Origin of the sequence: Sodaliphilus pleomorphus (assembly GCF_009676955.1) — a bacterium.
GTDB lineage: Bacteria > Bacteroidota > Bacteroidia > Bacteroidales > Muribaculaceae > Sodaliphilus > Sodaliphilus pleomorphus.
On the sequence record NZ_CP045696.1, the window covers coordinates 2,255,310 to 2,279,905 of the forward strand.

Annotated in this window: 30 protein-coding genes and 1 tRNA gene; 2 read left to right on the forward strand and 29 right to left on the reverse strand. The window is 52.2% G+C overall.

The genetic code is table 11. The annotated features are described in order from the left end of the window. Positions 1-96 precede the first annotated feature (96 nt). The 4 genes from GF423_RS09175 to GF423_RS09190 all read right to left on the reverse strand — a co-directional run bounded on the left by GF423_RS09175 (position 97) and on the right by GF423_RS09190 (position 4,740). Complete coding sequence (locus tag GF423_RS09175; protein ID WP_154328071.1) at positions 97-585, reverse strand: hypothetical protein; 489 nt, start codon at positions 583-585, stop codon at positions 97-99. 301 nt (positions 586-886) lie between these two features. After that, on the reverse strand, positions 887-1,612 hold the full coding sequence (locus tag GF423_RS14275) for a leucine-rich repeat domain-containing protein (RefSeq protein ID WP_154328072.1): 726 nt from the start codon (positions 1,610-1,612) through the stop codon (positions 887-889). Positions 1,613-1,614: 2 nt separating this feature from the next. Next, a complete protein-coding gene (locus GF423_RS09185) occupies positions 1,615-2,034 on the reverse strand; it encodes a hypothetical protein (RefSeq protein WP_154328073.1) in 420 nt (139 codons plus the stop codon). Between the two features lie 762 nt (positions 2,035-2,796). Beyond that, the gene (locus GF423_RS09190; protein ID WP_154328074.1) at positions 2,797-4,740 is read right to left on the reverse strand and encodes an IS1634 family transposase; all 1,944 of its coding nucleotides are present in this window, start codon (positions 4,738-4,740) and stop codon (positions 2,797-2,799) included. Between the two features lie 214 nt (positions 4,741-4,954). Between GF423_RS09190 and GF423_RS09195 the strand changes: the two genes are divergently transcribed. Further along, positions 4,955-5,044: transfer RNA gene (locus GF423_RS09195), tRNA-Ser, on the forward strand. Between the two features lie 131 nt (positions 5,045-5,175). Next, entirely contained in the window at positions 5,176-6,333 is a 1,158-nt protein-coding gene (locus tag GF423_RS09200) for a site-specific integrase (protein ID WP_154328075.1), read from the forward strand. Here the strand turns inward: GF423_RS09200 and GF423_RS09205 are convergent. The 25 genes from GF423_RS09205 to GF423_RS09325 all read right to left on the reverse strand — a co-directional run bounded on the left by GF423_RS09205 (position 6,330) and on the right by GF423_RS09325 (position 24,573). Then, a complete protein-coding gene (locus GF423_RS09205; protein WP_154328076.1) occupies positions 6,330-8,390 on the reverse strand; it encodes a hypothetical protein in 2,061 nt (686 codons plus the stop codon). The two genes, GF423_RS09200 and GF423_RS09205, sit on opposite strands and share 4 nt — an antisense overlap. Beyond that, a complete protein-coding gene (locus tag GF423_RS09210) occupies positions 8,387-8,869 on the reverse strand; it encodes a hypothetical protein (protein ID WP_154328077.1) in 483 nt (160 codons plus the stop codon). Before GF423_RS09210 ends, GF423_RS09205 begins: the two co-directional genes overlap by 4 nt. Positions 8,870-8,874: 5 nt before the next feature. Then, on the reverse strand, positions 8,875-9,324 hold the full coding sequence (locus GF423_RS09215; RefSeq protein ID WP_154329024.1) for a D-Ala-D-Ala carboxypeptidase family metallohydrolase: 450 nt from the start codon (positions 9,322-9,324) through the stop codon (positions 8,875-8,877). A gap of 36 nt (positions 9,325-9,360) precedes the next feature. Next, positions 9,361-9,675: a hypothetical protein gene (locus GF423_RS09220; protein ID WP_154328078.1), complete on the reverse strand. Its 315-nt coding sequence runs from the start codon at positions 9,673-9,675 to the stop codon at positions 9,361-9,363. Positions 9,676-9,746: 71 nt separating this feature from the next. Next, a complete protein-coding gene (locus GF423_RS09225) occupies positions 9,747-11,525 on the reverse strand; it encodes an FAD-dependent oxidoreductase (RefSeq protein WP_154328079.1) in 1,779 nt (592 codons plus the stop codon). 4 nt (positions 11,526-11,529) lie between these two features. Further along, positions 11,530-13,257, reverse strand: coding sequence for a LamG-like jellyroll fold domain-containing protein (locus GF423_RS09230; RefSeq protein ID WP_154328080.1), 1,728 nt, complete (start codon positions 13,255-13,257; stop codon positions 11,530-11,532). A gap of 107 nt (positions 13,258-13,364) precedes the next feature. Then, positions 13,365-14,465, reverse strand: coding sequence for a HigA family addiction module antitoxin (locus tag GF423_RS09235; protein ID WP_154328081.1), 1,101 nt, complete (start codon positions 14,463-14,465; stop codon positions 13,365-13,367). Between the two features lie 24 nt (positions 14,466-14,489). After that, positions 14,490-14,822 carry a type II toxin-antitoxin system RelE/ParE family toxin gene (locus GF423_RS09240; protein WP_154328082.1) on the reverse strand — a complete coding sequence of 111 codons (333 nt, stop codon included), beginning with the start codon at positions 14,820-14,822 and terminating at the stop codon, positions 14,490-14,492. 142 nt (positions 14,823-14,964) lie between these two features. Next, on the reverse strand, positions 14,965-15,912 hold the full coding sequence (locus GF423_RS09245; RefSeq protein WP_154326857.1) for an IS30 family transposase: 948 nt from the start codon (positions 15,910-15,912) through the stop codon (positions 14,965-14,967). 63 nt (positions 15,913-15,975) lie between these two features. Then, positions 15,976-16,524 (reverse strand): hypothetical protein, encoded by a 549-nt coding sequence (locus GF423_RS09250; protein WP_154328083.1) that lies wholly within the window; start codon positions 16,522-16,524, stop codon positions 15,976-15,978. Between the two features lie 56 nt (positions 16,525-16,580). After that, positions 16,581-17,084, reverse strand: a complete 504-nt coding sequence (locus GF423_RS09255; RefSeq protein ID WP_154328084.1) for a hypothetical protein — start codon at positions 17,082-17,084, stop codon at positions 16,581-16,583. Continuing rightward, complete coding sequence (locus GF423_RS09260) at positions 17,081-17,836, reverse strand: hypothetical protein (RefSeq protein ID WP_154538330.1); 756 nt, start codon at positions 17,834-17,836, stop codon at positions 17,081-17,083. Before GF423_RS09260 ends, GF423_RS09255 begins: the two co-directional genes overlap by 4 nt. Next, complete coding sequence (locus tag GF423_RS09265) at positions 17,811-18,617, reverse strand: DUF6712 family protein (protein WP_154328086.1); 807 nt, start codon at positions 18,615-18,617, stop codon at positions 17,811-17,813. Before GF423_RS09265 ends, GF423_RS09260 begins: the two co-directional genes overlap by 26 nt. Further along, on the reverse strand, positions 18,607-20,004 hold the full coding sequence (locus GF423_RS09270; RefSeq protein ID WP_154328087.1) for a hypothetical protein: 1,398 nt from the start codon (positions 20,002-20,004) through the stop codon (positions 18,607-18,609). The genes GF423_RS09265 and GF423_RS09270 overlap by 11 nt, the downstream gene beginning before the upstream one ends. Beyond that, the gene (locus tag GF423_RS09275; RefSeq protein WP_154328088.1) at positions 20,001-20,252 is read right to left on the reverse strand and encodes a hypothetical protein; all 252 of its coding nucleotides are present in this window, start codon (positions 20,250-20,252) and stop codon (positions 20,001-20,003) included. The genes GF423_RS09270 and GF423_RS09275 overlap by 4 nt, the downstream gene beginning before the upstream one ends. Next, positions 20,236-21,255, reverse strand: a complete 1,020-nt coding sequence (locus GF423_RS09280) for a hypothetical protein (protein ID WP_154328089.1) — start codon at positions 21,253-21,255, stop codon at positions 20,236-20,238. The genes GF423_RS09275 and GF423_RS09280 overlap by 17 nt, the downstream gene beginning before the upstream one ends. A 41-nt stretch (positions 21,256-21,296) precedes the next feature. Further along, positions 21,297-21,482, reverse strand: coding sequence for a hypothetical protein (locus tag GF423_RS09285; RefSeq protein WP_154328090.1), 186 nt, complete (start codon positions 21,480-21,482; stop codon positions 21,297-21,299). Then, on the reverse strand, positions 21,457-21,627 hold the full coding sequence (locus GF423_RS09290) for a hypothetical protein (protein WP_154328091.1): 171 nt from the start codon (positions 21,625-21,627) through the stop codon (positions 21,457-21,459). Before GF423_RS09290 ends, GF423_RS09285 begins: the two co-directional genes overlap by 26 nt. A 124-nt stretch (positions 21,628-21,751) precedes the next feature. Continuing rightward, positions 21,752-22,054 (reverse strand): hypothetical protein, encoded by a 303-nt coding sequence (locus GF423_RS09295; protein WP_154328092.1) that lies wholly within the window; start codon positions 22,052-22,054, stop codon positions 21,752-21,754. Next, positions 22,051-22,350 (reverse strand): hypothetical protein, encoded by a 300-nt coding sequence (locus GF423_RS09300; RefSeq protein ID WP_154328093.1) that lies wholly within the window; start codon positions 22,348-22,350, stop codon positions 22,051-22,053. The genes GF423_RS09295 and GF423_RS09300 overlap by 4 nt, the downstream gene beginning before the upstream one ends. Further along, positions 22,347-22,619, reverse strand: a complete 273-nt coding sequence (locus GF423_RS09305; protein WP_154328094.1) for a hypothetical protein — start codon at positions 22,617-22,619, stop codon at positions 22,347-22,349. The genes GF423_RS09300 and GF423_RS09305 overlap by 4 nt, the downstream gene beginning before the upstream one ends. Continuing rightward, positions 22,616-22,825 carry a hypothetical protein gene (locus GF423_RS09310; protein ID WP_154328095.1) on the reverse strand — a complete coding sequence of 70 codons (210 nt, stop codon included), beginning with the start codon at positions 22,823-22,825 and terminating at the stop codon, positions 22,616-22,618. Before GF423_RS09310 ends, GF423_RS09305 begins: the two co-directional genes overlap by 4 nt. Beyond that, positions 22,822-23,082 carry a hypothetical protein gene (locus GF423_RS09315; protein WP_154328096.1) on the reverse strand — a complete coding sequence of 87 codons (261 nt, stop codon included), beginning with the start codon at positions 23,080-23,082 and terminating at the stop codon, positions 22,822-22,824. The genes GF423_RS09310 and GF423_RS09315 overlap by 4 nt, the downstream gene beginning before the upstream one ends. Positions 23,083-23,327: 245 nt before the next feature. Beyond that, the gene (locus tag GF423_RS09320) at positions 23,328-23,726 is read right to left on the reverse strand and encodes a hypothetical protein (protein WP_154328097.1); all 399 of its coding nucleotides are present in this window, start codon (positions 23,724-23,726) and stop codon (positions 23,328-23,330) included. Beyond that, positions 23,713-24,573: an exonuclease domain-containing protein gene (locus GF423_RS09325; RefSeq protein WP_206113210.1), complete on the reverse strand. Its 861-nt coding sequence runs from the start codon at positions 24,571-24,573 to the stop codon at positions 23,713-23,715. Before GF423_RS09325 ends, GF423_RS09320 begins: the two co-directional genes overlap by 14 nt. Positions 24,574-24,596: the final 23 nt, after the last annotated feature.

Consider the following 24,596-nt stretch of genomic DNA (forward strand, 5'->3'; position numbering starts at 1 on the left):
CCTGCGTCTTGCAGGCGACGAGGTGGCGGTAGCAATGTGATAAGCAAAACTAAGGAAATATTTTGTTTTTTCAAAATTTTAAGGCCACATTGTGACTTATTGCAAGTTGGCAGCCTCCAGCCCCACCATCCATGAGTCCTGGTTGTCCTCGCTCAGAGCCAGCCGCAGGCTCATGCCGGCTGCCTGGGCATGGTAGCACCCGTTGTCATATTGCAGCTGCGTGCCATAGCGCCGCTCCAGGTCGGCCGCCAGCTCGCGGGCCAGGTCGTTGGCCTCTTGCAGGGTGCCTGCATGGCGATAGAGCTGCACCCTCGCGAGCCGCCCGCCCTCGAAGCTCATCATGCCCTCGTCGTATTGCCATCCGGCATACATGGGCTTGATGAGCACAATGTTGCCCGTCGAGTCGGTCTCGTGGGCAACGCCCTCCTTGCCTATTGTGATCTCGGCCTCACTCGCGCTGGCCACCCCCATCTCGCAGCCCATGAAGTCGCGTGGCTTGGGGTCGTTGCCGCCCCAGCCTGCTGCAGCCGCGGTCGCCACGGCCACAAGCACCAGGGTAAGGGTGATAAATACTCTTTGCATCATTTTTCTTGCGGTAGTTGCTTTATTGCACTCCAAATATAGCAATAATGCAGCACATGGCAAAATCCCTCCCGCCGTGCACGCGCCCTGTAGAGTTAAGTGGCAAGTGCAAAATTAGCTAATCTTTCCGAAGAACTCAATTTTGGGAGTTGAATCGCCCACCACAATACAACCCGAGACCATGGAAGTAACACCCAAACAGTGATATGTGATTATGTCTCTGCGGTGAAACAACGCAATCGGCAGAGTTCCATTGTGGTGGAACCCTGCCGATAGTCGTCGCGGTGGTGGTTGCCCGATGTGGTTACTTCATCACCTTGGCGCTCTTGCCGCCTTGATGCACGATGTAGATGCCGGCAGGCAGACCCTCCAGTCTGTCGCCCATCTTCACGCCATTCATGTTATACACATTCATGGGCAGTGTGTGGTCCAACTCATCGACGCGCACTTCCTCAATGCCGTCAGTCTCGGTAAGGTCGGCCTTGATATTGTAGAAATCCTTCCACTGGCTCGCCGTCTGGTATGCACTCAGATGTTTGGGCAGCACATGCAGGGTCCCGTCTTTGGGCACAATATAAAAGACATCGCTGCCCATACTGACCTTCGCCGGATTGGGATAGGCATCAATCCTCTTCAAGCCGCTGCAACCGAAGAACGCCCCCACGCCGATGGAGGTGACGGAGCCCGGGATGGTGACGCTCGTCAGGCCGGTGCAATTGGAGAACGCCCACACGCTGATGGAGGTGACAGAGCCCGGGATGGTGACGCTCGTCAAGCCAGAGCAATATTCGAAGGCACTCCTGCCGATGGAGGTGACGGGAAATGAGATACCACCAAAAGTGACCGACTCGGGGATGGTGAGGTCGCCTGTTGGCTTACTGCCTAACGGATAGCCCACTACCGTAACAGTTGTGTTGTCGTTATTGACGCTGTAGCGCACGCCATCAACCGTAAATTCGATGGCCGAGGCACTAATGCAGTTGGCAATAAATATAGCCAAAACGAATAAAATTTTGTGGAATGATTTCATATTTAGAAAATAGTATATGTGTATTTAAAAACAGGAGTTACATTCGAGCCATTATTCAACTGGCCGATATTGGCTTTTGTCCACGGTCGGATTGGATGCTGTCCTCTAAGCACAATGTCGGGGCGTCCCTTGGCGGTGGCGGTTTGATTGTTTAACCAGTTCTTGACGCGCCATGTTATGCCATGGCACAAACTGAAGTTATGGGTATTCAAATACTTGTGGGTATTTGTTGGGAACATTGATACAGGGAGCATATACTCCAGATACACATTGCTGTAACAACCGGTGTTCAGTAAGAACTGGGCAATGCGCAATTGCAACTCTCTTTCATTCAAAATCAATTGTTGATGTTGAGAAAGGAAAGACCTCAAGTCGGTTTCTACCTGTTGCAAAATACTTGGTTTAGATGGTTTTTTAGCCATAAGCAATCAGTAATTTCACGTCGCCATGCAGCCCGAGTGGTGGTGGTATACACGAAGAAAGCGTGGACTGCTTTATGCCACGCTTTGTGAGTTGAGGGTCGTAGAAAAAACCGTATACGCAAAAAGGGGAATAATAGTGCAGCATACGCCTATAACGTGGAAACCGCCGTGCTTTCCTCTTGCGTAAAATAAAGATGAAAATTTCCTACGTTTTCAACTCACAAGAATAAGCAAAACGCTTTCTATTACAACGATGTCGGTGCGGAATGTTGCCATTCTGCGTAGCAAATATAATCATTTTTTTTTGACATACAAGAATTTGACCCTAATTTTTTTTTTCAAAAAATCGCTGGAATTTGCTGGAATTTCAAGTATCTTTCCTAATTTGGCAGTCTGTTGTATTAACGTGTTGCCACACAATACTTTACATAGCAAAATAATGTAGCTAATTTTTCGGTGTTGCAAAGATTAATTAGCTATAAATATACAAATAAGAAATGAACTGTGTAACAATTCATTAGAAAAGATTTTACGCTCTAACTGTCAAAGTCCCGCCGTGCAAGCGCCCCCACACGTGTAGCATGGCCTGGCAGCGTCCAGCCTCGGCCTCGAAAAAATATTTCATCAAAAAAAACGCTTTTCTTTTGGAAATAGCAAAAAAAGCCGTATCTTTCCTAATTTGACAGTTTGTTGTATTAACGTGTTACTACACAATACTTTACATAGTAAAGTAATGTAGCTAATTTTTCGGTGCTGCAAGGATTAACCTTTGTTAACCTTTCGGTAGAACGCGTTCATCGCTGCTTTTGTGATTATCTGTTTGTTAACTTCCACACCGGCAAGCTCTTGCAGTTGGTCGGTGAGGCTGGTGCGCTGGAACATGGGCACGTATCCCAGTCCCTGGATTTGTCCGAAGCGCAGGTTCTGGAGAGTGTCGATCAGCTGGTCGACGGTCAGGGGGTGCTCCTTGTAGGCCTCGGGGAACGAGTCGGCCAGCTGCTTTTGCAGGAGCTTGAGCAGCAGCAGTGCGAGGAAGCAGACGAGGAAGTGGGAGCGGATGCGGTCCTGCCTGGAGAGGTAGACGGGTCTGGCCTCGAGGTGGGTCTTGGTGGTGCGGAACAGGTGCTCTATCTCGTGATGGAAGGAGCGTGCCTTGAGCACGAACGCGGCCTCGTCGTCGAGCGAGGTGGCGTAGGCGTAGAAGCCGTCGAGCTTCTCCTCCTGCCCTAGGATGTCGTCATTGATGACCATCTCGGTCTTGACGGCCGTCTGTCCGTCGTCGGTCTTGTGTATGGTCTCTATGTAGTTGAGCGGTGACTGCTGCGAGCGGCGCGGGTTGGCCTGCCCCCTGGCCACTATCTTCCTGGCCGCCGCGAGGCGCTCGGCGCGCTTGTGCCTGAGGAAGAGGGCGAAGTCGTGGCTGTAGGTGATGATGACCCTCTCGGCCCTGGAGGAGCTTTGCCATTGCCTGATGCGTCGCCCCCGGGCGTCGACGGGCGTTGCGCCGGGGTTCTCCCTGCGGGCCTCGAGCCACTGCGGGTTGAGGCCTTTCACGGTTTTGTCGACAAGTATCTCCTTGTAGAATGTGGTCTGGCGCAGCAGGGAGCTGTCAGCCTGGCCGCCCTCGCGCAGCACGTCCAGGTTGTAGAGGCCGCCGTCGGAGTACTTCTCGTGCAGCAGCCTGGCCTTTTCCCCGTCGGCGCAGTAGCCCAGCCTCCAGCCCCTGGGGTCGACGGCGGCCCGGCGGTCGGCGGCGGGCAGCGAGGGGATCGACTGGACGCAGATGTAGTCGCGGCCCTGGTCCATGTTGTAGCGCCGGTTGCCCTCCGAGGCCAGGCCGGCGTCGGTGGAGACGACGAACTCGGTCAGGCCGAACTTGCGCCTCAGCACATCCTCGAGCGGCTGGAGCGTGGCCTGCTCCGACTCGTTGCCCGGGAAGACCACAAAGGCCAGCGGGATGCCGTCCATGTCCATGAACATGCCCATCTGCACGATGGGGCTGGGCCGGTTCTCTTTCGACTTGCCGCGCTTGCGCAGCCCGGCCACGAGCTCGCCGGTCTCTATGTCCACCGTGTCCCTGTCGTTGTCCTCGATCTCGAAGTAGTAGTTGGTGCAGTCGTAGTAGATCACCCTGTCCCTGCGTTCCATGAACCTGGCCGAGCAGGCGTAGACGCCGGCCTGGATGTCGTCGATGTGGCCCGAGAGCAGGCTCAGGGCCCGGTACATGTCGGCCTCGCCGAACTTCGGGGGCCGCACCAGCCCCTGCGCCTTTCGCAGCGTCCTCTGCTTGGAGCAGGGGAAGAGCAGACGGCCCGTGACCAGCGTCCTCAATATCCCGTCGAGGTCGAACTTCGCCTTGCTCGCCTTCTTGATCTCGGCGCACATGCGGGGCAGGCCGAGCCTGTTGTAGAGCGGCAGCAGCATCAGGTCGCCGCCCGCCCGCAGAGGCAGGTCGCCCATCCCCACGGTCTGGCCCGGGTAGAAGTCAACCGAAATGCGCTCCCTGCCGGCCTTCTCCTCCTCGGTCATGCGGGCCGCCAGGTCCCTGACCCACTGGCGCGGGTCCTGGCAGCCGTACTTGCGCCTGATGTCCTCAAGCAGCCCCAGCCGCCTGACAGTCTTTGTGGTAGACTTGCCGTCGATGCGCACCGACTTCTGGATGTAAGCCCACGTGCCCTTCTTTGTAGTGCCGAATGTCGCCTTCATATCGATAATCCTTTAATGTAATAACTACTATTAGCTACAAATATACAAATAAAAAATGAACTGTGCAACAATTCATTAGAAAAAATTTTACACTCTAACTGTCAAAGTCCCGCTCGAAAAAATATTTCATCAAAAAAAACGCTTTTCTTTTGGAAATAGCAAAAAAAGCCGTATCTTTGCACTCGCTTAATGAAACAATTCAGCACAAAGCACTGGAGAGGTGGGTGAGTGGCTGAAACCAGCAGTTTGCTAAACTGCCGTAGGGGTAACCCTACCGCAAGTTCGAATCTTGTCCTCTCCGCCACACCAAGGGCAACAAGTTGCACAGCAACGGGTTGCCCTTGATTGGTTAGAAAACCATAGACGCTATATAGACGGTAGCAAAAATCGAAAGTTTCACCATTTGCATTCTTCACGAAAAAGAATGTAAAAAAAATGTGTGCAGCACGAAAAAAACTTAACTCACTTAGCGAGGTCCTGAAATTCACATTCCCTAAACTTCACACCGGCCCGAAGTGGTACGTTGACTTCTATGCCTACGACCCCGCCACCGACACGATGCGCCGCAAGAAGTTCCACCTTGATAACATCGGGAAAATCACCGAGCGTCGCAAGCGCGCCAACGAGATGATCGAGAGCCTGACCAAACTTTTGCGGTCGGGTTGGTCGCCATGGATCAACGCCGAGACCAACCGAAGCTACACTTTATTGGAGGATGCCCTTGAAAAATATGAGGCATACGTTGAAAGAATGCCGAAGTACAAGACCCGCAAGGCCTACACATCACGCCTGAACATCTTCCGCAAGTACAATGCCAGCCGCTTGTTGCCGATACGTTATGTCTATCAGTTCGACACGGCATTTGTCAGTGATTTTCTCGACTATATATTTTTGGATCGTGAGACCAACGCCCGCACCCGCAACAATTACCGCCAGTGGTGTGCATCGCTGGCGACGTTCTTCATCGAGAAGCAGTATCTCACGACCAACCCAGTCGAGAAAATCAAGGCCATTGCCGAGACCGGCAAGAAGCGTCAGCCTTTGACGGCGCAGATGCTGCACGAGCTGGAGCAGCACCTGCGTGAAGCACACCCTTATTTCTACCTTGCCTGCATGATGGAATACTACACGTTTATCCGCCCCGAGGAGCTCAGCCATATCAAATTAGAGGACATCAGTGTAAAAGAGCAGTCGGTTTACATCTCGTCTGCTGTATCGAAGAACAAGCGTGACGGAAAGGTAGGGCTCAACGACAAGATAGTAAAGATCATGATAGCGTTAAACGTCTTGACGCTCCCCAGCAATTATTATTTATTTGGGCCCAAGGTGTCGCGTCCGTGTGAGACCCGAGGAGACAGCGAGATGTTCAGGCGCAAGTGGAACAAGCTTGTGAGGAAAGGCCTCGGATGGGACGACTGCTATCAGTTTTACAGTTTGAAAGACAGCGGTCTGCGTGATCTTGCCAACGCCGAGGGCATAGTGATTGCTCGCGACCAGGCGCGTCACACCGACGTATCGACAACCAACAAATACCTGCAGGGGCGTGACGCACCTGTGCATGAGGAAATCAAGCACTTCAAGGGCAATCTTTAGTCCAGCTTGTAGAAATAGCCGGTCACCAATGGTGACACACCTTTTGCCGTGATGTTGTATTCAAGTTTCTCGCAAGCGAAACGCTGGCCATGAATGAGAAAAGCCCTCGTAGGCTTCAACACCTCATTGGAGATAAACTTGATGCAATATTTAACGGTGGTGTCGATGACCGTGCCGTCGGCGAAACTCGTGTTGCCGATTGTCTCTTTGTCTTGCAGTTGTTGGAGTGTTAAGAAATTATGCGCACTGATATGTTTGTTGCCGTATGAATTAGCCTTGACCTCGTAATCCGAGCATGGCTGCACCACCGGGTAGTCGCCGATGCAACTCAGGTCTTCGGTGGCAATAGCAGTCATCGATTCGGGGACGTATGCCACATACATTTTATCGACTTCGGATGCGCTGTCAACAGTAGTCTCACCCGAGATGAGTGACTCAAGGTCGGTCTTGACCGTATCGGCAGCGCGCACCAGGATCTTCTCGCCGACATCAGCAGGGCCTTCGATGGCCAGTATCGGCATCGGCACCTCGGCAACCTTCCGTTCATTGTAGTAAGTCTTGCCATTCTGCGTGTATGACGATGTGATAACAAATGGCACATTCTGCATGATTGTGGTGGCCGGCACAATCTTCAGTTCAACATCAATATCCTTTTTGTCGGGCTGACGCATGAGGGCACCGAACTGGTTGACCTCTTTGAAGTAGTATTCGGTGACATTGCCGTTGGTGTCCTTGACGGTGGCAAGAATAAACTGATGCCCTTGAACATTGAACAGCTTGTTTTTGTCGTTCGCCGAAGCACCACTGCGCAGATATGCCTGCATCTGTTCGAAAGTTGTGAAGCGATTATCTATAGTGGCAGCCCCAAGGATGTCTTCCGAAAGGTGATATTCGCTGTCCTCCATGCTAAACCCGATGTTGCCGTTGCTCACATCTTTGGTGTCTTCTTTCTCCACTTCTGACGTGTATTCATCAACAATATCTTCGATGGGCAGCGGTGTGTCGCTCCACCATGTCTGGTGGTTCACCAGCGTGCAGGACTTGGTTATTTCGTCAACCTCAACAACGATGCCCAGGAATCTCTCGACCTGTGTCAGGAACTCGTTCACAGTCCAGTGAGGCAGAGCCTTTGCGATGTCCACACGGTTGTTGGCCGTGACGATGAAAATGCGCCTGAACAAAGTGTTATCAGTATAAAGTCTTTTGAGGCCTTCAAGGTCTATCTCGTAGCCGACAGCGGACAGCACTTTGCGGATCGTGCGGCAGAGCATCGGCATGTATGATGGGCACACTTGCGGAGTGCCGTCAGATTTCTCTTCCTGGTTTTCCCATTCAAGACGGTATTCCGGGAAATAATATCCGTTCCCATTGCCGTCGCGCCCATGCATACGCATCACAATCTCGTTGCATAGCAGCCCGCTGTCGCAGTAACTGTTCCAAGAACTGTTAACATTGATGACGGGGAATGCTACGCCTCTATTGTCATAGGCATCATAACCTTGTGAATGGTCATAAGTCCACCATCTCTTTTTCCACCATTCAAGGGCGTTCTGTGCTTTGGACTTATCCTTGCTGTCCGGCTTATTGAGAAAGCGGATGTCAACACACTCAATCCAGTCAAGCACTGCTCGGTAGAATGCGGTGCCTTTCTCGGCCGGCTGCGGCTCGGGCTGATATGACAACTCGTGCATCCAGTCGCCGAGGTCGAGCTCGTCAACATAAAGCTCTGCCCCTTTGGTGTAGAAGTTCATCTCGCTGTTGCCGCCCAGCAGCTGCACCCTGACCGCCGAATCGGTGACTTGGTTGATGACCGCCTTGCCGTCGAGCAGCACCTTGTTATCGACACGCAGCACGGCGTGCAACTCACGGTATTCGGTCACTGTGTCAACCCTGTTGATGCTGCCGAAAATGGCACGGTTCTCGGCGCACTGCATCGGTAACTCAATGTCGTAGGTGTAGCTGCCCGTCTTGTTGAAATAGACGTTCTCACGCGTGAGTTTGATGGCCACATTCTCACGCAGCACAGCGGGCTTGTTGTCAAGTAAAAGTTCAATCATCGCATTCTGGTTTTATAAGCTATGAGCAGAAGCAACGCTATCATCGAGACACCGCCGAAGATCATCAGCGTCTTCTGCGCCCATGATAAAGTGCGCGGCACCTCCACCTCTTTTTCTATTGTCTGCGTGGTGACCACTGGCACCTGCACGCTGTCGGTGACGTGTACGGTGTCAACTCTCACCACATTGGTCGTGCCTTGCAGATAGTGCCATCGTTCGATGCGCACCGTGTCGCCTTGTACATAGTGGTAGATGCTGTCGCGCTGCACCAGCGTGTCACGCACATGGTCGATGCGCACGCTCTCAATCGTGTGCTCCTGCGTGACCACCTTGGGAACCTCCACCACCTTGTATTGTGTCTTACATGAGCATAGGGAAAGCAGCAGGACAACCATGGAGAAGATGATTACTATCACGATGCACATGCTTGCGCAGCCCTCGTGCTTGTTGCCGATGTCGTCGTCATAATCCTTGCTCATAGTCTTTAACCATTTAAGCCTGCGATATATTTCCCCTTGATGCATGTGAATTTTTGTCGCCTATTCATCGGGCTGTAACTCACGTGTATCCAATCTGGTTGCATCTTCCTGTTTGGATACTCGTTAATCAATTTGTCAAACGGCAACCCAAGTTTGATTATCAGGTCAAGCAACTTCCTATTTTCCTCAGGGTTGTCGCTCATTGCGTGTATGTCCGCAGCTTGCCCAAGCATGTGCTGGCTCGATGCCGCCCCGTGCACGGCCTTGTTGAGCTGCGGGCTACGGTAGCCGCTGGTCACGATGATGGGCGCGCCCCAAGCCTCGCGCAAGGGGTCGAGAATGTGCTCGACAAGTGTGGTGAGGTTGGCCTTTACGGCGTCGGTGGGCTCGTTGTTGATGCCCAGTCTTTGCGCTGTTGCGCTGTGCGTCAATTCGCGCATGGTGAAATGTTTCATTTGATAGTTCATGAATTTTTTTTGATTAATCTTTCTTTATTTTTTTGGTAATCGGTTGGCAATGGTTTCTTCAATCTCGCCCAGTTTGTGATTTGTGTAAAGTGTGATGCCGAAGATGCTGCCGCTATAGAGTAATGTTTGGCCCAAAACCCACAGTACAGAGTCATGAATCTCGCCTGAGGGTGGAATGATAAACCCTGCGGTGGTGATGCCAACGCCGAATGCGAGCATGCCCACCGCACTCCATGTCGCAACGCTGTCTTTCTTGTCCGATCTCATAACTTTTGCATTTAACTTTGCAAAAGTATAACCATATTTCACCTCATAAAAAGACACAACAATGACCTTCATCTTTGACACTGATAATTGGTGGCTCTATGAGATACAAGTGGGCAGACACTATCGTGATGACACACTGTTACCTATGTCCCGAGTACTTCGTAGTTTACGGTTGAGCCATAGAAATACTCCTCAATCTCTGCCATCAAGTCTGCTATGCCGATACTGTTTTGCAATGCAGACACATCTACCTTACGCACATCTTCTCGCACAGTGTTACGCTCCAGCAACTGCAGTATTGCCATTCCTGCCGAGTGACCCAGTTCCATCATCGTCTTTGCAAGTCTTGCGCTTGCTTGTGCAAGATGGCTCGCTCCATATGCCCTGCATCCGATAAGCACATTTTTGTAGCATGCTGGTATCATACATTCGTATGGTATGCCATTAGCCACGATATTGTTTACAGTGTAACTTTGGGTTGGTGTATGTATGTCAACATACCAGGTCGACAATGCTATAGCATGAGTATCTGTTATATTTTGTGATGTCGCTTGTGTTGCAAGGTCTGCTGTTGTAAGCATTCTATCACACTTTATTCGGTATGCTTCACGTATTCCAAGCATTTTTTGGATACGGCGTGTACTCCCTTGACTTAACGCAATTGCCCTATCTAGTCCGTCAGCGTAGTTCCATTCAAGAGATTTCTCTCTGAAAGCCTTAGCTGACATGCTCGTTGAATATGATTGGCTTTTTTGAGCAACATTTATATCACCAATCGAGTGATAAGTGAAGTTATCCTTGTTAAGCAAGTCGCTATATCTTTTGTATTTTGGATATGGGGCAACTTCCTCACCCGGCCAATAATTCCTACCTACAGTATAATATATTGGTTCTAATGTGTTAATGCCATCATGGTCGCCTGCGTATCCGCTCGGATATGTGGTTTCGTTGAACCTGTCTCGAGGGTCAGTGCCGATGTAATAGTCCACATCAAGCTTAAGGTTGTTGTCGTTGAGGAACAAGACACCATTCCCGCTGCAATCAATGAAGTAGTCAGCACATATCGTCTTTGTCGCTCCGTCAAGTAAAGAACGAATGATGATTTCGTCCACTTTGGAGTCTGCCGCTCTAGTCTCAATCAGTTCGTAGTTGGTCAGCACATCTATGCCGCCCTCGCTGATGTCTTTAAGGTAGCGGTCACCGACTCTAGTGTCCGAAAGCCATAGATGGTTACCCTTAAAACCGTTGATCCGATTTTTCTCATCGCTGAACAGAGCTGACCGCCATGCACGCTCAAAGTGCGTTCCCGAACCGACACCCGTGTATGGGTTGCCAGAGTTTGCGTATTTGTAAAAATTCAAAATACCGTCAGCATTCATATCCATCGCCAGCTCTTTATACCAATCTCCGAGCGGTGTGGCAATGAGCAATCCAACACCTGCGTTACAATGTGTGCCGCCCAATGTATCCAATCGCTCAACCAAGCAGACGCGATAGCCTTGATTGCGAAGAGCGTATGCTGCACCGATACCACCTGCACCTCCACCTATGATGCATACATCATATTTTGGCTTGATTTGGGCATCGTGTACTTGCTTAAAGTCAATTGGACGCATATAACGCCCATCATAATAGATGATGCTGTTTGGCATCACAACAAAACCGTCAATAGCCACACGAACACGTCCAGTGTATATCCAATAGTCACCCTTGACCGCTACACTTTTTGATGCGGCATAGAATGTGCTGTTGTGTTCCCATTTTCCAATTAGTCGCTTTAGAGTGTTGCGGTTTTGCTCTAGTATTCTAATGAGAAAAGGGTTGTGCAACACCTCGTCTATCGTTATGTCCGTCCCTGTGACATAAGTACCTGCTGTAACCGATACAGGGTAGTTCTCCAGTTTCTTAATATTCCCTTTCATGTCATTAATTTATATGAGACCCGTGTTTTGCTTGACAATTTAGATAGTTGCGCTGCACCTCTTTGTTGTTGAGAGCCTTTCCGTAGACACGCACCACAGCAATGTCAGCTGCAACATATCCAGGATTTGGAAATATCCTAACATCGGTGCCGCCAGTGCAACTGTACCCACCCTTGCTGTCATCAATGATGAGCTGACCATTGACATACAACTTCTGCAACTTATTGGCTATTGTATATACTATATGCACCAACTCCCTTACATCTGTGTGCGAGCTGTCGTAGTATGGCAAGTTTAACCCAGTTGTTGTTATGTCTGGATTTGCCGCTGGCCCATTTAAATTGATTTCTCCTTGTGGGGCGTACCGACATAAATTGACATACGGACTGTTTGGCGAGATGGCAAATGAGGACATAGCTATAATAGATGTTGAAATAGCACCAATAGTCGGTGTCGCGCCAGAGCCACTGTACTTACCTCGTATGCGGGCATAGAGCTCCACCGTGACAACACCGGCCGGAGCGCACTCTTTGAGATCCATTGTCAGTCCCTTGCCCGAAGTTCCCTCATACCATTGCGCTTGCACCAGTTTGCCGCCATGGATACCACCGTAGGGTGCTTTTGTCGCAGCATTTGCTAGCGACGCATTTAGAACTACCTGATGCCCTTTTGCCTTATCAATAATTTCGCCAGCATAGCCGTCCTCGTAGTCCGAGAAATCAACCATAGCCTCCAGCGAGTCTGTTACATACGAGCCATCGTTGACACCTGTAAAAGTAAGTGTCGTTGTCTTTGTTGTGTCGCCATAATAGGACACAGTGATTGTAGATGCGCCTTGTTGTAACTCACCGCTCAGTGTGTAATCCTTGGTCAGCTCTGTTGTTGAGTCCGAGTAAACTTTCGTAACGGTTATATACTTGCGCAATTCTTCTGTTTCTGTCCACATCGACACCTCGTTCACGCTACTGTTTGCACTAATACTTGCCAATGTAGCTGTTCGATGCAGCACCTCAACCGCAAGGCTCGCTTTTATACCGTTGTATGTTGCAATAAAATTCTGATTGCCGGCCTTCACCACGCCAGTAACTGTGAACTCGGTTAACGGCTCAGTGCTTCTGTCATCGTATGTTGCCGTCAGCGCCATCACATTTTTAACACCATCTAGCGACATCGAGTCATACACATCACCGATTACAGTCAATGTCAAGAAACGTATCTGCTTCACGCAATCAACCGACATTGCCTCGCCATGATCGATGTCTGTCCATTTTGCATCAGCCTCTGCAAGTCTTGCAGCCAGCACTTTCCCCATTTCCGCGGTGAGGGCGCTCACCTCACCACCTGTCGTCAGGTCGTTCACCAGTGCCACATCACCCAGGTGCACACCACTTTCCCCCTTGTCACCTTTTTCGCCAGGGGCACCATCAGCACCCTTGAGTTGTGCGCTTTTGTATTTTCCGCCAAGTGTGTCGCCGCCGGTGCCTACCCAAACATAGAGCACCGTGCCCAGCAGCCACCCTTTCTGCTGCTGCTCGGCGGTAGGACTCTCGGGCAGGTCGTCAGTGCTAGCAATGGCCACAAAGCCCTTGATGGCGTTGGCCTGCACATCGCCCAGCGTCTCGATCGTGTCGAGCAGCAGCTGTCCGATGCGCAGTGCTGTGTTTTCGTGCTCCTCGGTGGCATCGCGCACCACCGCGGCAGCACTTTTAAGTTCGTCTATTGTCTTTGCCATAATATTTATTTTTTTGTTTGCAAAATTACTAGCAAAGCTATGGCTATAAAAAGACAAAAAAGAGGATGCGCGTTAGCGCACCCTCTTAATCTCTATTGTGAGATAGGTCAGTATGGCAGCTCAATGTTCCTCTTGAGCTCGTTGTGAACATCAAAGCGCAATTTGCCAATGTGTTGCAGTCTGCCTACAACAATCGATGGGGATGTTTCGCAATCGTTCGCAAAAGACTTGATTGATGCTTTTGAAAAATCGCCATTTGCCACAAACGCATTAAACATGCGTTGATCAATCAATGCTTCAGTGGCAAAAGTATCAGCCTCTTGTTCCTTTTTAGCTTCGTTGCCATTATAGTCAATGTCTTCAAGGAATATAGCTTTTTTCCCATGAAGGAGAATATGTCCTATCTCATGGAAGAAAGTAAACCAAAACCTATCCTGGCTTTTGTAACGACCGCTCAGTTGCACACAAGGCTCATTCTGTATCCAGCGAGTTGAGCCACTGATAGGAGCCTTGGGCAAGCACTTAGTGAAAACAAGTTTAATACCGCATTCGCTGCAAATCTGCTGCAACTTTAATGGCATATCGTCACTGTCATCAAGTACAAGAGCTCTCATTTCGGCCAATTTTTTGCGTAACAGTTCGGGCGAATAGGTGGTGGCGGCATGCATCGACTGTGCCTGGAGTTCGCCTTGCCGAAGCCATGCCGATATGGCGTGAGGATTCTTTGTCTGCGACAGAGAAATTCTGAATGCCACTTTAAGTTGTTGATTGTAGTAATAGTCTTCCCAGGCCGACACAGAACTCACGGCAAAAAACCTGAACAATGTGTCAACCTTTTCAATTGCAGACCGAACTTTGGGCAACCACCCCAAAGCGGTCATGGCTGCAATGGGAAAAGATTTGCTCCATGCAACCGATGAATTCAATAATTTTTCACGCTTGATGCGTGAAAGATACTCGTTGTAGTTCTGCTGCTTCTGCATCCAGAAACGGGCAGGAATCGCTGTCACATTCTCGAAAGCCACAGCCATGTCAGAAGTGATGGAACTGGAACCTTTCAGAATTGCGTTGATTGTTTTCTCTGGTTTGCTTGTGCGAATGGCAAACTCCTTCACACTCATTCCTAGTTCCTCCAATTTCTCACCCAGGGTGATTCCGGGGTGATGTGCCTCGCGAGGCACAAATGGTGTACGTTTAGTAGTTGCCATAATTGATGATGTTATTGTTATTAGTCAATGATAATCTGCAATCTCAATAATGTCTATGATTTCTATCGCTGTCCAAACATACTTGCCGCTATCGTCTGTTGGAATGGGCTTCTCTGTAGGCTCAAATATCAACCGGAAAGGTTGATCCAGGTCACAAGCCCATTGCCCCTTTCTGTTACCGACAAGCTCATGATAGTGACCTGGCAGGTGGCGGGTGTCCTCAAGAGTCTCTGCGGCATACAAGTCATCAAGACGGGTCAACAATTTCTCGGATCGGATCCGCCCAAATGCCTTGAAAAGTTTTCTTTGATCTTCACATAATTTTTGCAGTTTTTTGCTCTTGAAAAATATTTTCATAAAGCACACGATTCAAAATTTGTTGCAAAAATATATAACAAATTTAATATACACAAAGTGTAAGTTAAAATATTTATTTATTTTTAATTAATTAACAGTCGTTGTTTATTTGGCGGATTCCAGAAGCAAGTGCAAAGTTACGCTATTTTTCTTTAATCATGTCTTTGGGCTTTCGAAATCCGTTTTTCTTTCTTGGCCTGTTGTTTAATTTTTCGATGATGCTCTTGACATATAGCCTTGAAATTCCCCTAAAGTCCGTCTTCTTCGGAATATATTGCCTGATGAGCCCGTTCATGTTCTCGATAGCTCCCTTCTCCCACGAGCAGTACGGATGTGCGAAGTAAACTTTCGTGTTAAGTTCCCTCGCAATGATTTCGTGTGCGGCAAACTCCGGCCCGTTGTCTGTCGTTATCGACCTTACAGGCAACCCGCTCTCCCGTATGAGTCTCACCACGGCATATGCCAGTGGAACGGCCTGCTTTCCCGTATCGAGTTTCTCCATGAGCATAAAGCAGCTCCTCCTCTCAACCAGAGTAACGATGGCACCTTTGCCTTCCTTTCCTACGATGGTGTCCATCTCCCAGTCTCCTATGGTCTGTCCATAGTCCGTTTCCGGTCTTTCGTCAATGGAGAGGCGGTTGGGAATATGCGCCTTGGTGGTAAGCAAGGACTTTTGCCTTGGTCTGCCTCCATGCCTGAGGTGCTTTCGGATGTTGTCCCCGTAATGTGGGGAAAGGGCCGCTATCCAGTTGTATATGGTTGACTTGGACACCGTGATGCCCTCTTTCTTGCCAAGCCATCCGGCGACTTCCTCCGGCGACCACTGCTCCTTACGGATAAGTTCAAAAACACGGCTGCGTACATAGGGAGCGATACGGCGATTGCCAGGTGTCCTGGCCTTGCGTCGTTTGACTTTCAATACGGCCGTACGTGCGTCATAAACGCCTTTAGCATTAGAATTACGCCTTCGCTCACGAGAAACCGTGCTTACTGACACACCAATAGTCTCGGCTATGAAACTAAGTGAGAATTTCGTTTGGAGTAGCACACTTATTGTGTATCTTTGCTCCGAGGTTAATTGTTTATACATCACAATACAAAATTAATTAATCTTAGGGAGGGGAACGAAAGATCTCCTCTTTTTTTGTATTGCTTAAGTTATCCGCCAATGCTCTTTGGGGGCTTCGCGCCCCCAGCCGCAAGGCAAACCTCCGCGGTGTTTTTCATGTTTTAATGCACCGCAGAGTTTTGCACTTCTAATTGGAATTAGCAATTTCTCAATTGCTTTGCGAGTGTTTTCCAGGGCTTCGCAGATCACTGCGGCGGCTTCCTCGCCTATCATGTGCGCCATCGTCTCCTTCATGCGCATCAGGCTCGCGAATAACTTAGGCGAGAACCAGTCGCGCTTCTCCCTCGCCTCGCCGCTGGTGTAGTAGCCGCCCCAGGCAGGACCCACCTTACGAGGCACGTACAGCCGGTGCTCCTTGCGGTAGGCGGCACCCAGGAATGGCAGGTCGCCGCCGTTGTCGTGGCGGTAGCCGTTGCCCACGCCATAGGCTTGATAGATGCCGTAGGCAAGGAAGCGCATCACGATGTTGGCGCTCAAGCCGTCGTGGGTCACGCTCTCGGTGAACGACCCCATCAGCGCACCCGTGCGGCGGATGTTCCAGTACTGCAGCTTGTCCTGCCATATTTGGACCATCAGCTTCGCCCAGTTGTCAACCCATAATTGCTGTTGGCGTTCTATCTCCTGTCGGTTCAGCTCTGCCATTCCGTCGCGTCAAAGGTTAGGTCAATAGGTTCGGCGACCTCTACCATGAAGTAGAGCCCCGTGCAGCCGTTCAGAAAATATTGCCCCAGCTCGCGGCTCAGCACGCTCTCGGTGCGCAGATACACCATCTCATTGCTCAGTGCATCCTCGTCCACGAGCATGCGCGTCAGCAGTTGGCGCAGCAGCGTGCGGCACTTGGCCAGAGCTGCCGTGTAGGTCGCCATGTCTTTCATCGAGTAGCGGTGCATGAGGAACACCGTCACCGTGCGTTTTTTGAACCACCCGCCGTTGCGGCCTCTGAACGTGGCACCGTCATTGGTTTCATCCACACAGAAGAATGCGTTGGCCGTGCGGAACTGCTGCAGCGGTCCCTGCAGGGTCTCGATGCCACTGCAGGTGCAGAACTTGAACTGCTCCTGCTGCGCCAGCTTGTTCTGTCGCCATAGCGAGCGGAAGTATTCTATGTAGTCAAAGAGTTGTCGTGCGTTCATTTCTTCTTCATCTTTTGGTTAAACTCGTCGGCCTCGCGGGCCTTGGCATCCAGCTCGGTCAGCGCACGCCACGTGTCGATGGCCAGGATCTCCGCCTCTTTGGTCACGTCGCCGCCTGTCAGTGCCCGGATTTGGTTGTTCATCACCTCCACCATCGCGGCTGCGTTGCCGCCGTCGCCGGGCTTGAAGAAGTTGGGCCACTGCGCCGAGAACAGCGTCTTCACCTGCGCCCACCATTGTATCACGCCCAGCTGCTCCCACATCTCCAGCCGTCCTTTCAGCCCGGGGTAGAGCAGCGACGCGAGGTGTGCCACCGCCTCCTCGCTCTGGTTCTGCAAGATGCCCTGGTAGCAGTTCTCACACTGCAGGTAGGTGCCGAAAGGAACGTCATGCAGCAGTGCCGGAAGGGCAGCCACGCCGCGCAGTCTGTCAGGACGCACGGGGTGGCCGCCAGGCTCATCCAGCCACTGTAGGGGCTCAAGCATGCTCGGCAGCAGCTCGGGGTCAAGGTTGAATCGTTGCGACTTTTGTTCGGTCGTCGGCACGCTGCACACCCAGTGGATGCCCTCACGCCTGATGATCTTCATGCCTGTCAAGTGCAGCAGCACAGCCAGCCGCTGCCGCCACGGCTCCTCGTTGCGGGCCTTACAGCGCAGCGCCATGCACAGCTCGCCCTGGCTCAACTCGTGCCACCCGGTCGGCACCGTCAGTCGCAGCAGGTTCTGCTCAACCGAAAAAGTAGCACGGGTCATCCTTCTCGTTCTTGTAGGGTTCAAACGTGTTGGCGGCGTAAGCCGTCGAGTTGGCGTAGGTTGGGAACGTGCGGATGTTGCCGTCGAGCCACTCCACCAGTTTCTTCACGTGGAAGTGGGCCATCGCATGGTCTTCGGTCACATCGGCGCCCACCGTCATCAGTATCTTGTGGATCGCCGTGTTCTGCTCAGCCGTGGCCGTGCGCAGACGCACAGCGTCGCACAGCTCATGGTAGAACTCCGGCGAGATGCAGTGCTGCACCTTTGCCTCGGCAGCCGTGATCTTCGGCCGCAGCTCGTCAAGCGTCGAGCGGTGCCCGTTAGGCACCCCGAAGTACACCAGCTGCTGACGGCCGTTCCACACCAGGCTGCGGAACACTTCCACCGCCACATGGGTCTCCACCCACTGCGCATTGCCACGCAGCAGGTCCAGCAGCTCATCGATCGTGTCGTCAAGGGCAAACTGCACCGCCTGCCGCAAACGGTTCACGCGCTCCGCACTCGCAGGAGCCACATTCTGGTTGCTCACCACGCCGAAGCCGTTCTCTGTCAGCACCAGGTCAAGGTGAGGAATCGCCAGCTTGTAAGCCGTCAGGCAAGCCATGCGGTTGCACAAGTTCAGCAGCGTCAGGTTCTCCTCACGGGCGGCATACAGGTCGCCGCCCAGCAAACTCTTCACCGCGGCCTCGCCCTCTCCCATCTGCTCGGCAATACGCTCAAACAACGTGTCATCGGGCATCACAGCACTCGGCACATAGTATTCAAATTCTTTACGCGTCATTGTTATCGTTATTATCTTGGTTCAGTGAAACTTCTTTGGCATCGGTCTTTTGGTCCAGTGTGGTCAGCATGATCAGCGGCACATCGGGCACGGCACGGTCTTGCCAGCCGTTGAAGTAGATGATAACCCAATGTACCTTGAGCATGATGTCGTGCCACGACTTTTCGAGGCTCTGCTTGAGCGTGAACAGCTCGCGCTTGTCGCTGCCGCTGTTGTTCATCTGCGACTTGCCCGGTGTGGCACCCACAAGGTTCGGGTGTATGTTGTCGCCATAGCAAGTCATGTTGGCCGCCTCCTGGATGTCTTCGCTCCAGTCGCCGCCCTCCTTGCTTGCGTCGATCACGTTGATGCGCACCATCCTGTTTTCTTTTCCGTTGGGGTCGATGTAGTAGCCCGTGATCCAGACCTTGCCGCTGTTCTCGATGCCAGCCACAAAGTTCTTGATGTTCTCCTTCTCGCGCTTGATACGCTCTGCTTGCTTCAGCGGGTCGGTGATGTTCTCCTCGTCGCAGATGTTATACCAGTAGTCGCGATGCACCTCCACTTGGTACTTTACTGAGGCGTGGTTGCGCAGCTTGGCTTTCTTGCCGGTGCCGATGAGCTTCTTGATGTCGAACCAGTCACCGCGGAAGATTGCCGTGTAGTATGGAACAGGGTAGTACTGCAAGCCGGGGGTAGGAAAACGCATCAGCACGGCAAACTTGCGGTTCTTGGTGCGCTCCTTGGTCAGTCCGTCCCAGCCAGGAGCCTTGCCCATTAGCACCTCCAGGTGCCCCAGCGGGTCTTTCTCGTCGAGCAGCTGAATCACCTCGATGTCCTTGGCCTGCAAGCCGCGCTGGCCGCGCCAGTTGGCATAGAACACATGGTTGATGCGCCCGCGGCTGTCGGCTTTCTCAAAGCGGCAGTAGCACGCCTCCTTGTGACGCACCTGCACAATCTTCTTACCGTCGCGGCTCAAGATGAGCACAGCCACGGCAAAGAAGAAGTATTTCATGTCGGTGGCCTGTTCCAGGAAAAACTCCGGCAGCGAGTTCTGGAACATCCATCGGCTCACGTCTGGGTCGGTGGTAGGCGCGCCAGTGGCGGGGTCGTTGTAGCGCAAGCCATTGCCGTAGCAGGTCAGCACGTTAAACAGTTTGTTCTGGCTCATGATCTCATCCTCGCCAATGAGCCGGATAATCTCAAACGGCAGCTGGTCGTCGCCGCCGAACGGCACATACTGGTATTTGCCGTCATACTGAGGCAGGTTGCGTACCGAGGGCAACCCGTCCTCGTCGAAGATGTCGGCCGAGCTGCCCACCTCGCTCATCAGCGCCGCCACCTTGCTCTTGCCCACGGTGAATATCTCGCCTTTGGGCAGGTTGATGTTAAAGTCTTCGCGTTTCATCTGTATATGGTCATATTGTTAATCTCGAATAGGGTCACATCGCGGAACTCACGTATCAAGCCGCTCTCCGGCAGGCGCACGCGGTGCGTGCCGCGCCGCCAGTGGCCGCCTATGCACACCGCGCCGCGGTAGTGCAGGATGTCGCCCGTGCTCAGCTTCCACAAGCGCAGGTCGCAAGGATAGCCAGCCTCAAGCAGCACAATGGCATCCTTGATATGAATTACGCCCTTGTTAGTTGTAGGTTTCATCGAATGTCTCGTCAAACAGTTTGGGAGTGCGCACCGGCACCAGTCGCGCGCTCAGCAGCGAGCTGCGGCGCCACGTCACCGTCATGTCGGCAATGTCGTTGTCGGCACTGGTGTGCTTAACGTCGACGGCGGTCACCACCACTTCGTCGCTGGCTACACCACGCTCGAGCAGCACCACGTCGCGGCTGCGGGCAAGGTCACGCGTCAGCGTCACACCACTGGGGCGCAGCGACCCCGTATAGCACTTGCGGGTGTCGGTCTCCTCCAGGTTATATAATCGCAGACGGCCGTTCACCAGTGCCGTCTCACGCGTGTATTCGGGGCTCTGCTCGGTCATGCCGGCAAAGTACACCGCCTCCCACGCGCCGAAGGCGTTGCGCATCAGCATCGCCACCTCGGCAGTGGGCAGCTGCCGCACACGGTAGGCCATGCGTCGCTCACCGCACGTCACGGTGTAGCCCACCAGCGTGCCCAGCGTGGTGTCGACAAACTGCGCTGCGCTCACATCAATCTCGAAGGGAGTGTTGGCGGTCATGCCGGTGGTTGCGACAGTCTTGCCGGCGGTCACCACGGCGCTGCCGTTCCAGTAGCTGCACACGGCTTGCACCGTGGGCAGCGTCGCCTCAATGGGAAGCATCGTCAGCAGCTCCTTGCGCCCCACAGCGGTGTCGCGCTCGCTCATCACCGTACTCAGGAAGAACGACGGCAGGAAGTCGGCGGCCGCCTCACTCACGGCCACTTGGCTTTGCACCACATGCACCGTCTTGCTCACGCCGCTCACCGTGATGGTGAATGTCGCAGTCACCTCCATGATCAGCGGCGACAGCAGCTTGCGCAGGTGATACACACGCACCGTGCCGCCCACAGGGATATAGGTGCCGTTGAGCAGCACCGAGCCGTCGCTGGCGGTGATGCTCACCGCCACATTGGCGGCAGCCGTCACCTCCAGCACGTCGAGCTCGCTCACAAAGTGCCAAGAGCCTATGTCGTTGAAATTAATCATAGTGCAAAGTTATGGTCAATATTGACCAGCTAAAAAGACAGTCAGCACAGACCGCGGGTGCGGTCGCGCAGCTCGGCGATGAAGCGTTTCACACTCGGGCAGCGCAGTGGATGCTCACGGCGGCTGTCACGCTTGCCGCATGCAGTGCAGTGGCGGCACAGCACGCGGGCAAGCACGCTCGGCGGCACGGCAAGCCACGTCTCATCGGTCGCTCTTCGTCTGCTCATAGCGCTGCTTGTATTCATCGGTTGTCAACTTGCGCCAACGCCACTCGCGGGCAACAATGGCGATGAAGTGAGCCCCGAACACCACCACGACTACCAGCACAGCCAGCAGCACCAGGCCCAAGATAATTTTAAGTATTATACCCATAATTCAATAATTTAATATCGCAAATATATAATATGTTATCGAAACCAAAAGTAATTTATTGGTTAAAGGTGACTACTAAAGGTGCCTCATGTCACCATGGGCACCTTGTAGCGGTCAAAATTGACTATTCAGGGTCGGGAACTTCGCCGATGGGCTGCAGCATCCATTCCGGATTCGCGCTGCTGCGGTTGAGCGAGTAGCCGTTGAGCACCATCAGGCGCGACACCTCGTTCAGACTCACGTCAACGATGTCCCCCAGCAGCGCACGGATCATCATGCTGCTCTTGTTGTCTGGGCTATGGTCGTCATCGCCGGGCATGAAGCCACGCAGCCACATAGCCACCGGGATGATATTCTCGTCGAAGCCCACGCTTTGCGGGTCGTGGATAAACGTGTCGAGCGTGTCGAGATAGTCTTGTCGGTTCATAGTGTCACCTCCTTTCCGGTGCCGGGGATCACGAGCGTGTGGGTAGAAGAGATGCAGAGGTAACGGCCGTAGCCATCGACGATGCGTTGGCAGCCCAGGTAGGTGCCCATTTTGCGCCAGCGTCCGTTGCAAGCGGTTGGGCGGTAGTGGCAGGTCAACTGCGTTTTGCGTGCGGTAGCCAGGCGGTCTGCACGTTGGTGGCACTCGGCGAGCGAGCCGGTAAAGCTGGCCAGGAGAATGCCATTGGGCTGGCGCAGCTCAAAGTCGTAGATATTGGTGTTGGTTGTAGTTTTCATTGTTCGTCCTCCTTTCTGGCCTTGACGAGGCCTGAGTAATCGTTTTTGATAACGTGACTGTCGCCGAATTGGTCGATAAGGCGCATGTGCCCGAGGAAGGTGCCCAGCTGCTCCCAGCGTCGTAATTTTTCGTTGTAGGCATAGAGGCTTACATTGCCCATGCGTGTAGCAAGGCGGTTGCCGCGCAGGCGGGCGTCATGGAAGGTGCCCACAAAGTGATCGTCGAGTGTAAAGCCGCGGCGCAGCTCGAAGGTGATTTGCTTAGTCATTTTTCTGCCTCCTTTCTTTCGATGCTCCAGTTGCCCCCATCATCCTCGACGAGTGCATCGCCAACAGCGGCATAAATGTAAGATACTTTAGCAACTTTTACCTTTACCACGATTTCGTTGTCGCTACGTTTGCCGATCCCGCGCACGCACGGCAAGGCAAGGATGTTGTCCCAGTGCATGCCATCGATAAATAACTTCCTTTTCATTTTTGGCCTCCTTCCTTGATGTTGATAGCTGCGCCTATGGCCATGTGCAGGGCCCAGGCGGTGACGGTTGCGGCCATGATGGCGGTGTAGCGGCCTGTTGCGGCATTGACGAGTAGTGCCGCGAGGGCGAGGCTGAGCAGGATTGCTCCGATGGATTTTGAGGTGAAGAACTTGCGTGCCACCGAGGCGGCTGCGCTGATGGGCGAGCAGGCGTTGACGCGCTGGGTGCTCGCTGGGGTCAATGATTGCGTTTTCATTGCTTATCGTAGTTTGACTGTTATGGGCAGAAAAAACGGCTGCCGTTATCCCGTCGTCAAACTACGATAGTTACCCCGAGGAGCAAAAATCTGGATAAGGCAGCCGTGTTGGGCTGGGCCGGTGAGGCAACAAAAAAAGCCCACCGCTTGATATGTGAGCAATATCCGCTGCTCATCGGGATAGCACTGCTATCGTAGTTTGACGCTGCAAAACTACGACAAAGTTTTGTACTGGCCAAACAATTTCAGTCAAAAAGTGAGTTTTGCTGTCTGATTTGATCCATTTCGTCCATCGTGCCTAACACTTTCGGGCGCAGTGAGTTGATTTTCTGCCGATGTTTTTCCATCTTCATCGGGTCCATTTCAATCAAGTCAATGTAGAGCGAAATCAGACGCAGTTGTTGATCTCGCGGGTGCATGGCGAAACGCTGCTTGATGTCCATAATGATCTTACTCATTTCAGGCTCAATGGCATCAAGGTCTTTCTGTGCTTCGGCCAACAACTTTACCCTGCTCTCTGCCAGGCTCTTGTATCCTCGGCTTGTGTCAAGATCCAAGTGCCACTTCAGATTGTCACGACGCATGCGCTTGAAGCGGTAGTCGTTAACCTGTTCGATGATTTTGATGATTTCAGTCTTCTCCATAATGCAGGATTTGTTTGAGTTCTTCTTCGTATATTAATCTTATCTCATGACCTTTTGCTCGTAATTCTTCAATTTTTTTGATTTTTGCCGGCCCGGCTTCGTTGCCCATTACTACGACTGTGGTTTTGCGAGTTATGGCGGTATTGATGTTCGCGCCCAGGGCTTGTAGTTGCTTGCCCAGCTCGTTGCGGTTGGGATAGGCTCTGAAAGTGCCGGTGATAACCACCGAGGCATGGAAAAATGGCGTATCTTGGTTGGAGACCTTTTCATCTTCAAGCGGCACGAGCGTATCGTGCTCATATTTTTTGTAGGCAAATTGTTGGATTGCCTTGTCGATGCTGCCGTGAAAGGTGTCGGCCATGACGTCGCCTTGATAGGCGAGCAGCACCTCTGCGCAAGCTATAGCATCGTCAAGGGCATCGTGGTGGCAGCCCATGTTGATATGATAATACCTGCAACAATCCTCGAGCGACATTTTTGTTAGTTCGTAGGTGCAAATATTGTTCTCGGTGTTGATGCCTTGCAGGCCGTAATACTGCATGCAGCGCTGCAGGATATTGATATCGGCCCCGCGGTTGTGACACACGATAGGGAAGTTGCCGATGAACTGTGCCATGATGGGGAAAATTTGCGCGAATGTTGGAGACAGTGCAACCATCTCTGGAGTGATGCCGTGAATGTTGGAGTTGTTGTGCTCTCGGTTGTCAGGGATGGGATTGATGAGCGAGTAAAACTTTTGTTGGATGTCGTGGTTGACTACTTTAGCCATGCCCACTGCACAAGCGCTGGTGCGCTCGGCCGTCATCGTCTCGAAGTCGATGGCCACAAAATTAAGTACCTTATCCATAGAAACCATATAATTGAGTGTAC